The organism is Streptomyces winkii, from assembly GCF_032248595.1.
Classification (GTDB): Bacteria; Actinomycetota; Actinomycetes; order Streptomycetales; family Streptomycetaceae; genus Streptomyces; species Streptomyces winkii.
In genome coordinates this window covers 171,422-183,021 of the sequence record NZ_JASTTH010000002.1, presented here as the reverse complement: position 1 = coordinate 183,021, position 11,600 = coordinate 171,422, and the positions used below count along the sequence as shown (strand labels likewise).

12 protein-coding genes are annotated in these 11,600 nt (G+C 73.9%); 9 read left to right on the top strand and 3 right to left on the bottom strand.

Annotation, left to right across the window (positions count from 1 at the left end):
- Window positions 1–15 precede the first annotated feature (15 nt).
- Together QQM67_RS05185 and QQM67_RS05180 are read left to right on the top strand one after the other, a co-directional pair.
- Window positions 16–759: an SAM-dependent methyltransferase gene (locus tag QQM67_RS05185; RefSeq protein ID WP_314172397.1), complete on the top strand. Its 744-nt coding sequence runs from the start codon at window positions 16–18 to the stop codon at window positions 757–759.
- Window positions 760–854: 95 nt separating this feature from the next.
- Window positions 855–1,265 (top strand): VOC family protein, encoded by a 411-nt coding sequence (locus QQM67_RS05180; RefSeq protein ID WP_314172396.1) that lies wholly within the window; start codon window positions 855–857, stop codon window positions 1,263–1,265.
- A gap of 69 nt (window positions 1,266–1,334) precedes the next feature.
- Here the strand turns inward: QQM67_RS05180 and cutA are convergent, their stop codons facing one another.
- Window positions 1,335–1,697: a divalent-cation tolerance protein CutA gene (cutA, locus tag QQM67_RS05175; protein WP_314172395.1), complete on the bottom strand. Its 363-nt coding sequence runs from the start codon at window positions 1,695–1,697 to the stop codon at window positions 1,335–1,337.
- Between the two features lie 134 nt (window positions 1,698–1,831).
- Between cutA and QQM67_RS05170 the strand changes: the two genes are divergently transcribed.
- Window positions 1,832–2,227, top strand: a complete 396-nt coding sequence (locus QQM67_RS05170; RefSeq protein ID WP_314172394.1) for a VOC family protein — start codon at window positions 1,832–1,834, stop codon at window positions 2,225–2,227.
- On the opposite strand, the gene QQM67_RS05165 is transcribed toward QQM67_RS05170, so the two are convergent.
- Window positions 2,167–2,922: a helix-turn-helix domain-containing protein gene (locus tag QQM67_RS05165; protein WP_314172976.1), complete on the bottom strand. Its 756-nt coding sequence runs from the start codon at window positions 2,920–2,922 to the stop codon at window positions 2,167–2,169. The two genes, QQM67_RS05170 and QQM67_RS05165, sit on opposite strands and share 61 nt — an antisense overlap.
- Before the next feature lie 189 nt (window positions 2,923–3,111).
- Here QQM67_RS05165 and QQM67_RS05160 point away from each other — a divergent pair, with 189 nt between their 5' ends.
- Genes QQM67_RS05160 through QQM67_RS05150 form a run of 3 tightly spaced genes read left to right on the top strand, consistent with a single transcriptional unit; the run spans window position 3,112 to window position 7,573 of the window.
- Window positions 3,112–4,488, top strand: a complete 1,377-nt coding sequence (locus QQM67_RS05160) for an NAD(P)/FAD-dependent oxidoreductase (protein WP_314172393.1) — start codon at window positions 3,112–3,114, stop codon at window positions 4,486–4,488.
- The gene (gene nirB, locus QQM67_RS05155; RefSeq protein WP_314172392.1) at window positions 4,485–7,145 is read left to right on the top strand and encodes a nitrite reductase large subunit NirB; all 2,661 of its coding nucleotides are present in this window, start codon (window positions 4,485–4,487) and stop codon (window positions 7,143–7,145) included. The genes QQM67_RS05160 and nirB overlap by 4 nt, the downstream gene beginning before the upstream one ends.
- 8 nt (window positions 7,146–7,153) lie before the next feature.
- Window positions 7,154–7,573, top strand: a complete 420-nt coding sequence (locus QQM67_RS05150; protein ID WP_399065778.1) for a nitrite reductase (NAD(P)H) small subunit — start codon at window positions 7,154–7,156, stop codon at window positions 7,571–7,573.
- Between the two features lie 142 nt (window positions 7,574–7,715).
- Here the strand turns inward: QQM67_RS05150 and QQM67_RS05145 are convergent, their stop codons facing one another.
- The gene (locus QQM67_RS05145; RefSeq protein WP_314172390.1) at window positions 7,716–8,153 is read right to left on the bottom strand and encodes a MarR family winged helix-turn-helix transcriptional regulator; all 438 of its coding nucleotides are present in this window, start codon (window positions 8,151–8,153) and stop codon (window positions 7,716–7,718) included.
- 308 nt (window positions 8,154–8,461) lie between these two features.
- Between QQM67_RS05145 and pcaH the strand changes: the two genes are divergently transcribed.
- The 3 genes from pcaH to QQM67_RS05130 are packed head-to-tail and all read left to right on the top strand — an operon-like array spanning window position 8,462 to window position 11,512.
- Entirely contained in the window at window positions 8,462–9,229 is a 768-nt protein-coding gene (gene pcaH, locus QQM67_RS05140) for a protocatechuate 3,4-dioxygenase subunit beta (RefSeq protein WP_314172389.1), read from the top strand.
- Complete coding sequence (pcaG, locus tag QQM67_RS05135; RefSeq protein WP_314172388.1) at window positions 9,229–9,879, top strand: protocatechuate 3,4-dioxygenase subunit alpha; 651 nt, start codon at window positions 9,229–9,231, stop codon at window positions 9,877–9,879. Before pcaH ends, pcaG begins: the two co-directional genes overlap by 1 nt.
- Entirely contained in the window at window positions 9,866–11,512 is a 1,647-nt protein-coding gene (locus QQM67_RS05130; RefSeq protein ID WP_314172387.1) for a lyase family protein, read from the top strand. The genes pcaG and QQM67_RS05130 overlap by 14 nt, the downstream gene beginning before the upstream one ends.
- Window positions 11,513–11,600 lie beyond the last annotated feature (88 nt).

Genomic DNA, 11,600 nt, shown 5'->3' with positions numbered 1-11,600 from the left:
GGCACACTGCCCGCCATGGACCGTCACGTGATCAGCAGCCTCGCCCACCGCGACCACCCCGTCGCGGCCCCGCTCTCCGGCGCGGCCGTCGACCGCCTGCTCGACCGCGCGCTGCCGCGCGGCGACGAGCGCGTTCTCGACCTTGGCTGCGGAGGAGCGGCCTGGCTCGTGCGGGCGCTGACCGGCCGCCCGCGGGCCCGCGGCGAGGGCGTCGACGTCTCTCCGTCCGCGCTGGCCGGAGCGCGCGAAGCGGCAGCCGCCGCGGGGCTGGAGGGGCGGCTGGAGCTGCACGAGCGGGACGCGGCCGGGTTCACCTCGCCGCACGCCTTCGACCTCGTCGCCGTGGTCGGCTCGACGCACGCCTTCGGCGGTCTGCTGCCCGCACTGTCGGCGGCGCGCACGCATCTCGCGGCGGACGGGCACGTCCTCGTCGGTGAGGGCTTCTGGGAGCGCGAGCCCTCTCCCGCCGCGCTCGCCGGACTCGGCGCCTCCAAAGGCGAGTTCGACGATCTCGCCACCACCGTCGAGCGCGTCTCGTCCGACGGCTGGACACCGGTGTACGGGCACGTCAGCACGCCCGCCGAGTGGGACGACTACGAGTGGTCGTGGACGGGCTCGCTCGCCCGCTGGGCCCTGGACCACCCGGACGATCCGGACGGCGCCCGCGCCCTCGCGGCGGCGACCGCCCACCGCGAGGGATGGCTGCGCGGCTACCGGGGGACGCTCGGCTTCGTCACGCTGCTGCTGCGTGCGTCGTAAGGAGCCCACGACCCAAGACTTCGCACGCACCGATGAGTTGCCGCCTCGCCCGCGGTCTCCCTCCGCACAGGAAACCAGCAGAAAGGCGGCGAACCGTGTCCACGAAGATCTTCGTCAATCTCCCCGTGAAGGACCTCGCCAAGTCCAGGGACTTCTTCTCCCGGCTCGGCTACTCCTTCAACCCCCAGTTCTCCGACGAGAACTCCGCATGCCTCGTCATCAGCGACGACATCTTCGCCATGCTCCTCACAGAGCCCTTCTTCAAGACGTTCACGAAGAAGGAGATCGCCGACTCCCGTACGAGCACGGAGGCGATGATCGCGCTGAGCGCCGACAGCAGAGCGGACGTCGACGAACTGGCCGACAAGGCGCTGGCGGCGGGCGGCCGGGCCGCGGGCGACCCGCAGGACCACGGCTTCATGTACGGGCGCAGCTTCTACGACCTCGACGACCACCACTGGGAGGTCCTGTGGATGGACCCGGCCGTCATCGAGCAGCAGAGCTGAAGACCGCGGGACCGGCCCGGAACAGGCCGGTCCCGCGCGGATCTGACCGGAACAGGCCGCCCCCGGAGGTCAGGAACTCCCGGGGGCAGACGTCTCCTCGCGGGCGGCGGACGTCTCCTCCTCGACCCACGCGAGATACCCCTCGCCGCCGCGCACCACGGGCGTCGCGATGATCTCCGGCACGTCGTAGTCGTGGGCGCGGAGCAGATACGCCTCCAGCGCCTCGTACCGCGCGCGTGCCGTCTTGAACAGCACCTGCCACTCCGGGTCCTGCTGCACCGCGCCGTCCCAGCGGTAGACGGAGGTGACGGGGGCGCTGATCTGCGCGCAGGCGGCCACACGTTCGCGTACGGCACAGGCGGCCAGTTCGCGGGCCTTCTCCTCGCTGCCGGTGGTCGTCAGCACGGTCAGAATCCTGGCGTCGTCGCTCATGGCCCCACCCTGCCATCCCCCGGCGGCCCGTACGCCCGGGCCGCCGGGTTACGGCGGGCGCAGCACGTCCGAGCGGCACACCACGTCCGATTCGTTCAAGACGCGCGGCGCGGGCGCGGCCTAGCGTGCCGGGCATGACACCACGATTCGACCTCATCGGCCTCGTCACCGCCGACATGGCGGCCACGCTGGCCTTCTACCGACGGCTCGGTCTGGACGTCCCCGCCGGCGCCGACGGCGAGCCGCACGTCGAGGCGGCGCTGCCGGGCGGTCTGCGGATCGCCTGGGACACGGAGGAGACCGTCCGCTCCTTCGACCCCGGCTGGGATCCCGGCCCGCGGGGCGGCGGCCGCATCGGCCTGGCGTTCCTCTGCGACTCCCCCGCCGAGGTCGACCGCCTGTACGCAGAGCTGACCGGGGCCGGGCACGAGGGCCACAAGGAGCCCTGGGACGCCTTCTGGGGGCAGCGCTACGCGGTCGTCGCCGACCCCGACGGCAACGGCGTCGACCTCTTCGCGCCACTGTCCTGACCCAGCAGCCTCCCCAGCGGCACCCCTGCCAACGCCCGGACGTCGCGCGAGAGATGGGCCTGGTCGGCGTACCCCGCGAGGTGGGCCACCTCGGCGGGCGGAACTCCTCCGCCCGCCAGCAGCAACGCCTCCTGCATCCGCAGCACACGCGCGAGGGTCTTCGGCCCGTAGCCGAAGGCGTCCAGGCAGCGCCGGTGCAGCTGCCGCTCGCTCAGCCCGACCTCGCGGGCCACCTCCGCCACACCCCGCCCGCGCGCCAGCAGCCGGGCGACGGGACGGACCGGGCCCGCGACCGGACGGACCGGAGAGGACCCCTGCTCCGCGAGCCGCCCCGCGGCCACGGCCTCCAGCGCCCGCCCGGCGTCCGGCGCCTCCGCGACGCGCTCTTGAAGCAGCCGCACGGAACGCCCGGACCACACCTCGGCGAGCGGCACGCGCCGGTCACGGAACTCGTGCGCGGGCGCGCCGAAGACGAGCGGCCCCACGCCGGGCGGAAGCCGCAGCCCGGTGATGCGGGAACCGGGCTGCCGTGCGAAGAGATACGCCCGGGTGTCGGGCCCGGCGACGACCAGCCGCCCGTCCCACATCAGCAGATCCATGCAGCCGTCGGGGAGCACGCGCCCCTCTCCCCCGGGCTCGCCGGTGTGCGCCCACACCACGGCGCCGCCCACGCGTGACTGCCGCTCCCGGTACATGTCTCCCAGCATGCCGCCCGCCACCGACAACGGCGACGCCCGCGCGTCGGCAGCCCAGCGACCGCGCGGGAACGGGCCCCCACCCGCACCGTCCCCTCACACTCCGCCGCCCGGTCCGCTGAGGGCACCGTTCCCCCCGGGAAACAGGCGTGATGCGGTCGGGTAACAGGCGCAGCCCAGGCTCGTGCCATGACCTTGCGGAGTTCGCGGCAGCGTGTGGTGGTGATCGGCGGCGGCATGGCCGGCTCGCGGCTCGCCCAGCAACTCGGCACCGCGGACGCGGGCGTGGACGTCACCGTCGTCGGCGAGGAGCCGCACGCCCCGTACAACAGGGTGCTGCTCGCGGACGTGCTCGCGGGACGGTACGCACCGGACGTCGTCACCCTGCCCGGCAGCCCCGCGCGCCGGCTTCCCGGCGTACGCGCCGTGCGGATCGACCGCGCCGAGCGCCGTGTCGTGTGCGACGACGGCAGCGTGCTGCCGTACGACTCGCTGGTGCTGGCCACGGGAGCCAATCCCGTACTGCCGCCGCTGCGCGGCCTGTTCACCCCCGGCGGCGGCGACCTGCCCGACGGCGTACGGGCGTTCCGCACCATGGACGACTGTCTCGCCCTGCGCGACGAGGCGCGGCCCGGCACGCCCGCGGTGGTCGTCGGGGGCGGTCTGCTCGGCGTCTCCGCGGCGCGGGCCCTGGCCCGGTGCGGCGCCCAGGTCGTCCTCGCGCACCAGGGCGAGCGCCTCATGGAGCGCCAACTCGACGCCGGCGCCGCCGCGTTGCTGCGGCGGCACCTGGAGGAGCTGGGCGTCGAAGTGCACACAGAGTGCCGGGTGCGCGGCCTGCTCACGCGGCAGTCCAGGTCCGGTGAGCGGCACGCCGACCGCGCCGAATCCGCCCCGCACGGCGACCGCGCCGCCCGTGCCGTGCGGGCCGTCGAACTCGCCGACGGCTGCACGCTCGACGCGGAGCTGACCGTCCTCGCGTGCGGCGTGCGCCCGCGCACCGGCCTCGCCCAGGCCGCCGGACTCGACGTCGCGCGGGGCGTGGTCGTCGACGACAGCCTCCGTACGAGCGATCCGCACGTGTACGCCGTCGGCGACTGCGCCGAGCACGACGGCGTCCTCTACGGCCTCGCGGGCCCCGCGCTCGACCAGGCCGACGCCCTGGCCCGCGTGCTCGCCCAGGACGCGGGCGCCGACGCGGGCGGCGACCCCGGCAGCGGCACCGGCGGCGGCAGCGCCGGGGACGCGAACCCCCCGCGCTACCACGGCACCCGCGCCCTCACCCGCCTCACGCTCGCGGGAGGCGACGGTGCCCTGCTGCCCCTGGATCTGGCCGCGTTCGGCGACCCGCTCCCGCGCCCGGACGACGACGTCGTCCACCTCACCGACGCCACCCGAGGCGTCTACCGCAAGGTCGTCGTACGCGACGACCGGCTCGTCGGCGGCATCCTCCTCGGCGACCTGACCACGGTCGGCGCGCTCGCCCGCACTTGGGAGAGCGACGAACTGCTGCCGTCCGAACCGCTGCTGCACCTGCTCACCCACGACGGAGAGGCCCCCCGATGACACCGCCGACAGAGCCGGCACCGGCGACGCCGACGATCGTCCTGGTCGGCCACGGCATGGTCGGCCAGCGCTTCCTGGAGGCCCTGGCTGCGCGCGGCGTCACCGCCTGCGCGCGGATCGTCGTGTTGTGCGAGGAGTCGCGTCCCGCATACGACCGCGTCCGGCTCACCTCGTATTTCTCCGGCACGACGCCCGACGAACTCGCCCTGTGCGACGAGGACTTCATCTCCGAGCACGGCATCGAACTGCACGTGGGCGACCCCGCCACGGGCATCGACCGGGAGCGGCGCACCGTCACCTCCCGCTCGGGGCGGACGGTCCGCTACGACGCGCTCGTCCTGGCGACCGGCTCCGACCCTTTCGTGCCGCCGGTCCCCGGCAGCGACGCCACGGGCTGCTTCGTCTACCGCACCATCGACGACCTCTTCGCCGTCGAGGAGTACGCGAAGAGCGCGCGCACCGGCGTGGTAGTCGGCGGCGGGCTGCTGGGCCTGGAGGCGGCGGGGGCGCTGCGGGGGCTCGGACTGCGCACGCACATCGTCGAGTTGAGCGAACGCCTGATGGCGGTCCAGGTCGACGCGGGCGGCGCCTCCGCGCTGCGCCGCACCCTTGAGGAGATGGATCTGGAGGTCCACACGGGGGTGGCGGGCAAGCAGATCGACACGGACGCGGCGGGCGCCGTGTCGGCCATGACGCTCTCGGACGGGTCTCGACTCCCCGCCGACATGGTGGTCTTCGCCGCCGGGGTGCGCCCCCGCGACGGGCTCGGACGCGAGGCGGGCCTCGCCGCGGGCGCGCGCGGCGGCATCGTCGTCGACGAGCAGTGCCGCACCGCCGACCCGCGTGTGTACGCCATCGGCGAGTGCGCCGAGACCGCCGACGGAAGGGTCTACGGACTGGTCGCGCCCGGGTACGACATGGCGGAGACCGCCGCGGGCGCCGTCGCCGCCGAGCTCGCACCGCCGCCCGCGGACCCGGAGTTGCGAACGTTCACGGGCGCGGACACCTCCACGAAGCTCAAGCTGCTCGGCGTCGACGTCGCGTCCTTCGGCGACGCGCACGGCACGGCCGACGGCAGCCTCGACGTCGTCTACTCCGACTCACGCGCGGGCGTCTACAAGAAGCTGGTGGTCTCCCCGGAGGGCACGCTGCTCGGCGGCGTCCTCGTCGGCGACGCCGAGGCGTACGGCACGCTGCGCGCGCTGACCGGCTCCGTGCCTCCCGTAGCGCCGGAGTCGCTGGTGCTACCGGCCGGCGCCTCGGGCGGGCAGCCCGCGGCCCTCGGACCGGCCGCCCTCCCCGACTCCGCGGTCGTCTGCAACTGTCATCACATCGACAAAGGCACCATCCGCGCAGCCGTCTCCGAACACGGCTGCGCCGACGTGCCGTCGGTGAAGAAGTGCACCAAGGCCGGTACGGGCTGCGGCAGTTGCGTCAAGGTGCTCGGACAGATCGTGGACGCCGAGCTGGAGGCCAACGGCGTCACGGTCGACAAGGGCCTGTGCGGCTGCTTCGCCTACACGCGCGCCGAGTTGTACGAGATCGTGCGCACCCTGCGCCTGACGACCTTCGCGGCGCTGCTCGACTCGCACGGCCGCGAGGAGGCCAGGCAGGGCGACGGCTGCGAGGTGTGCAAGCCGGCCGTGGCCTCGGTCATCGCCTCGCTCGCACCGTCCATCGGCGCCGGCGGCCACGTACTGGACGGCGAGCAGGCGGCGTTGCAGGACACCAACGACCACTTCCTCGCCAACCTCCAGCGCAACGGCTCGTATTCGGTCGTGCCGCGCGTCCCGGGCGGTGAGATCACCCCCGAGAAGCTGATCGTCATCGGCGAGGTGGCACGGGACTTCGGCCTGTACACGAAGATCACGGGCGGGCAGCGCATCGACATGTTCGGGGCCCGAGTGGACCAGCTTCCGGCCATCTGGTCGCGGCTGGTCGAGGCGGGCTTCGAGTCGGGCCACGCGTACGGGAAGGCGCTGCGCACGGTCAAGTCCTGTGTGGGCAGCACCTGGTGCCGCTACGGCGTGCAGGACAGCGTGCGCATGGCCATCGACCTGGAGCTGCGCTACCGCGGCCTGCGCTCCCCGCACAAGCTGAAGTCGGCGGTGTCGGGATGCGCCCGTGAGTGCGCGGAGGCGATGGGCAAGGACTTCGGGGTGATCGCGACCTCGTCCGGCTGGAACCTGTACGTCGGCGGCAACGGCGGCGCGACGCCCCGCCACGCGGACCTGCTGGCGCAGGATCTGAGCGACGCCGAACTGGTGCGCCTGACCGACCGGTTCCTGATGTTCTACATCCGCACCGCTGACCGGCTGGAGCGCACCTCCGCCTGGCTGGAGCGGATCGAGGGCGGCCTCGAACACGTCAGGGACGTGGTGGTGCACGACTCCCTCGGTCTCTGCGACGAGTTGGAGGCGCTCATGGCCGACCACGTGGCGCACTACCGCGACGAGTGGTCGGCGACCCTGGACGATCCGGAGAAGCTGGCCCGGTTCGTCTCGTTCGTCAACGCGCCGGGCGTCCCCGACCCGACGGTGCGGTTCGTCGCCGAACGCGAGCAGATCAAGCCGGACTTGACGCTGCTCTCCGGCCCCGACATCCCCGTGCGCACGGCAGCCCGCACACCCGAACTCGAAGGGACGGCCACCCGATGACCATGACGATGACGGCTCTCGCGGCGGACACACAGACCGGCACGGAGACCGCGTCCGCGGACAGCACCACGGCAGCAGGTGCCACCGCGGCCCGCCGTGTCGAAGTACGCGACGCACAGGGCTGGTTCGCGGTGTGCCGCCTGGGGGACCTCGTTCCGGGGCGCGGCGTGGCGGCCCTGCTGCGGGACGGTTCGCAGGCCGCGGTCTTCATGGACCGCGCGGGCCGTACGTACGTCATCGGCAACCGCGACCCGTTCACCGGCGCCTACGTCCTCTCGCGCGGGCTGCTCGGCTCGGCGCCGGGCGGCACGGGCCACTCGCCCTTCGTGGCCTCTCCCCTGCTGAAGCAGCGGTTCGACCTGCGCACGGGGCACTGCCTGGACGACGACGCCGTGAGCGTGCCGGTCTTCGACTCCCGCACACGCTGAGCCGCTCCGGTACCGAATGAGCCGCGCGCGCCCTCGCCGTCGGCGCCGCGAGGGCGCGCGCTCTCAGCCGCGTGGACGCGCTCCGCGGGCCCGACCCCGGGGCCCGGCCGCGATGTTCGGGCCGGCGTTCGCGCCGCGGGCTTCAGCCCCGCAGTTCCTCCGCCGCCTCCGCGACCCTCGCGATGAGCCGGAGCAGGGTCTCCTGCTCGGCGGAGTCGAGCGGTGCGAGGAAGACGCGGTTCATCCGCGCGGTCCGCGTGACGAGCCTCCGATGCAGCCGGCGGCCGTCGTCCGTCAGCTTCAGTACGTTGCGCCGCCCGTCCTCCGGGTCGCGCACCCGCTCGACCAGCTTCCGTCCGGCGAGGCGCGCCACGAGGTCGGCGATGGTGGAGCGGTCGAGATGGACGTGCTCGCTGAGGGTGCGCTGGTCCATGCCGGGCTTCTCCTCCAGCGCGTTGAGCACCGCGAACTGCGGCGACGTCGTCTCCTCCGAGACCATCGCGCCCCACAGCAGCGAGTGCGCCTGCTGGAGCCGGCGGGCGAGATGCCCCGGGTGTGTTCTGAGATCGACCGCCGCCATTCGCCCTCTCCGCTCCACGCTCCGTGCGCCTCGCACGGCCCACGACCACCGGCCACGACGTGCTTCGCCCGCCCACGATTTTCGATCGTGTACTGACTGATTCTCGCGGCTGACGGCACCGGGTGTCGAGGGCTGTACTCGCTCTCCCTAGGCGCTTCCAGTCTCTTGACGCACCTGTGCGCGAGTGGCAGCGTCAGAAACTCCCCCGCAGAAATACTCAGCATACTGAGCAATCGCAATCGAACCGTCGTCTCCGCCAGTCGTCACCGGCCCGCGCACCGCCGCGCGAGGCAGACAGGAGTGCGTCCATGCCCCTCACCCAGCGAGACATCGACCGCGAGGTCGCCGAACTGCGCGATGCGTACGAGAGGTCACGCGCCGCCGGAGCCCCCGCCGCCCACCACCCCTCGCGCGACTACGCGCCGTACCGCAGCAGCGTGCTGCGCCACCCGAAGCAGCCGCTCGTCCCCGTCAAGGCCGACCCGGAGACCGTCGAGCTGCACACACCCGTCTTCGGCCCCACCGATGTGACCGACACCGACAACGACCTCACCCGGCGGCACACCGGAGAGCCCCTCGGCGAGCGGATCACCGTCTCCGGCCGGCTCCTGGACCGCGCGGGACGGCCCGTGCGCGGCCAGCTGATCGAGCTGTGGCAGGCGAACGCGGCCGGCCGTTACGCCCATATGCGCGACCAGCACCCCGCGCCGCTCGACCCCAACTTCACCGGCGTCGGACGCACTCTGACCGACGACGACGGCGGCTACACCTTCACGACGATCAAGCCCGGCGCCTACCCCTGGCGCAACCACGAGAACGCCTGGCGCCCCGCCCACCTGCACTTCTCGCTCTTCGGCAGCGCGTTCACGCAGCGCCTGGTGACCCAGATGTACTTCCCGGGCGACCCGCTCTTCGCCCACGACCCGATCCTCCAGTCCGTCACCGACGAGTCGGCGCGGCAGGCGCTGGTGGCGGCGTACGACCACGAGCTGTCCCGCTCCGAGTGGTCGCTGGGCTACCGCTGGGACATCGTGCTCGACGGACCGTCCGCCACGTGGATCGAGGAGGGCCGCTGATGACGGAGCAGACCGGGCAGAGGAAGCAGGGGACGCAGACGGAGGCGCAGGCGCCGGGCCCGGGGCCCGCGTCCCTCCAGCCGACCCCGTCCCACACGGTGGGCCCCTTCTACGGCTACGCCCTGCCCTTCCCCGGCGGCGGGGACGTCGCCCCCACGGGCCACGGGGACACGGTCACGGTGCACGGCGTCGTCCACGACGGGTCGGGCGCGCCCGTGCCCGACGCCCTGATCGAGCTGTGGCAGGCCGACCCGGACGGGGATCTCTCGGGGGCGCCGGGTTCCATGCGGCGCGATCCCGTCGACGGCGGCCATCTCGGCCGCAACGGCGTGGACTTCACGGGCTTCGCACGTGTGGCGACGGACGCGGACGGCCACTGGGCGGCCCGTACGCTCAGGCCCGGCGGGCGCCCGGGACACGCCCCGTACATCAGTGTGTGTGTCTTCGCGCGCGGACTGCTGCACCACCTCTTCACCCGCGTGTACTTTCCGGAGGACACTCAAGCGCACGCCGACGATCCGCTCCTCGCCTCGCTCGACGCAGAGCGGCGCGAGACCCTGGTGGCAACGGCTGAACGTGCCACAGGCTCGTACCGCTTCGACATCCGGCTTCAGGGCGAGAAGGAGACGGTTTTTCTTGACTTCCACTGACCCGGGCCCCGGGCCGGACCCCGGCCCCCGCCCGGAGGACGTCGGTCTGCTGGCCCCGGCCCGGGCGGGCTCGGCCGCCGAGTCCGGCACCGGCGACGCCGCGGTGCTCCAGGCGCTGCTGGACGCCGAGGCCGCCCTGACCCGGGCGCAGGCGGAGCTGGGCATGGCGCCGGGTGCCGTCGCGTCGGCGGTCACGGAGGCGGCCCGCGCGGACCGGTTCGACGTACGGGGGCTGGCGCTGCGTGCCCGCTCGGGCGGGAATCCGGTGATCCCGCTGGTCGCGGACCTGACGGACGCCGTCGGGCGGGAGGCGGCGCCGTATGTGCACAGGGGCGCCACCAGCCAGGACATCCTCGACACCGCGCTGATGCTCGTCGCCGCCCGCACGCTCGACGCGGTGCTCCCCGACCTGGACCGCACCGCGCGGGAGCTGGCCATGGTCGCCGCGGAGCACCGCGGCACCCCCATGCCGGGGCGGACGCTGACCCAGCACGCCGTGCCCACGACCTTCGGGCTCAAGGTCGCGGGCTGGCGCAGCCTGGTGCTGGACGCCCACGACCGGCTCTCGGCGGCACGGGCGGCGCTTCCGGTCCAACTGGGCGGCGCCGCGGGCACGCTCGCGGCGTTCGCCGCCTACGCCGAGGCGGACGCCGCCGCGTCCGACGGCGACGGTACGGGGACGGGACGGGGGCCGGGGCCGAGGACGGCGCCGCGGACGGGGCCCGGCAGCCACGGCCCGGAGGCCGAGTCCCCGGACGGTGCGGCACACGGCGTCCCCGCCACCGACCTGGGTCTGCGGCTGCTCGCCGCGTACGCCCGCGAACTCCCCCTCGCCGAACCCGCCCTGCCGTGGCACACCCTGCGCACGCCCGTGGCCGACCTCGGCTCGGCGTGCGCGTTCGCGTGCGGCGCGCTGGGCAAGTTCGCCGCGGACGTGCTGGTGCTCTCGCGGAGCGAGGTCGGCGAGGTGGGCGAGGGCGGAGGCGGCAGCTCGTCCGCGATGCCGCACAAGACCAATCCCGTACGGGCCACGCTCATCGCGGCGTCCGCGCGGCAGGCGCCCGCCCTCGCCGCGACGCTGCTGTCGTCGCTGGCCGCCGAGGACGAACGGCCCGCGGGGGCCTGGCACGCGGAGTGGCAGCCCGTGCGCGAACTCCTGCGGCTGACCGGCGGCGCGGCGCACGCGGCGGCCGAACTCGCCGAGGGGCTCCAGGTCTTCCCTTACCGCATGCACGAACACCTCGCCCTCACCGAGGGACTCATCGTCAGCGAACGCTTCACCGTCGCCCTCGGGCCGCTCCTCGGCCGGGCACGGGCGCGCAAGCTCCTCGACGCCGCCTCGCGGAAGGCCGTCGACGAGGGCATCACGCTGGACGAGGCCCTGGAGGAGGAAGAGCCGGCCCTGCGCGAGATGCTGTCCGGGGAACGGCTGCGGGACCTCACGGACCCCACGCACTACACGGGATCGGCGCCCGCCCTGACCGACCGCGCGCTGCGGCGCGGACCCGCGCGCGTGCACACCACTCCGGCGGGGAAGGCGCAGAGCACGGGGGCGGCGCCGTCGCAGGCACCCGGGGCGGCGCCCCGGCCCGTCACCGGGGAAGACACAGGCCACGACACCGGAGAGCGGTGACAGACCATCGGCATCGGAATCCCATCTCCCGCGTCGCCCGGAGACGACGAACGCGGCGCGCCTCGCAGCTCACGAAGTCCCGGAGAGA

What these genes read in the sequence shown, in the direction of transcription:
- pcaH (WP_314172389.1), top strand. Translation starts at nt 8,462, where the DNA reads ATGCCCCTCACCCAGCGAGACATCGACCGCGAGGTCGCCGAACTGCGC.
- pcaG (WP_314172388.1), top strand. Translation starts at nt 9,229, where the DNA reads ATGACGGAGCAGACCGGGCAGAGGAAGCAGGGGACGCAGACGGAGGCG.
- QQM67_RS05170 (WP_314172394.1), top strand. Translation starts at nt 1,832, where the DNA reads ATGACACCACGATTCGACCTCATCGGCCTCGTCACCGCCGACATGGCG.
- QQM67_RS05160 (WP_314172393.1), top strand. Translation starts at nt 3,112, where the DNA reads ATGACCTTGCGGAGTTCGCGGCAGCGTGTGGTGGTGATCGGCGGCGGC.
- QQM67_RS05150 (WP_399065778.1), top strand. Translation starts at nt 7,154, where the DNA reads ATGACGGCTCTCGCGGCGGACACACAGACCGGCACGGAGACCGCGTCC.
- QQM67_RS05165 (WP_314172976.1), bottom strand. Translation starts at nt 2,922, where the DNA reads ATGTACCGGGAGCGGCAGTCACGCGTGGGCGGCGCCGTGGTGTGGGCG.
- QQM67_RS05185 (WP_314172397.1), top strand. Translation starts at nt 16, where the DNA reads ATGGACCGTCACGTGATCAGCAGCCTCGCCCACCGCGACCACCCCGTC.
- QQM67_RS05145 (WP_314172390.1), bottom strand. Translation starts at nt 8,153, where the DNA reads ATGGCGGCGGTCGATCTCAGAACACACCCGGGGCATCTCGCCCGCCGG.
- nirB (WP_314172392.1), top strand. Translation starts at nt 4,485, where the DNA reads ATGACACCGCCGACAGAGCCGGCACCGGCGACGCCGACGATCGTCCTG.
- cutA (WP_314172395.1), bottom strand. Translation starts at nt 1,697, where the DNA reads ATGAGCGACGACGCCAGGATTCTGACCGTGCTGACGACCACCGGCAGC.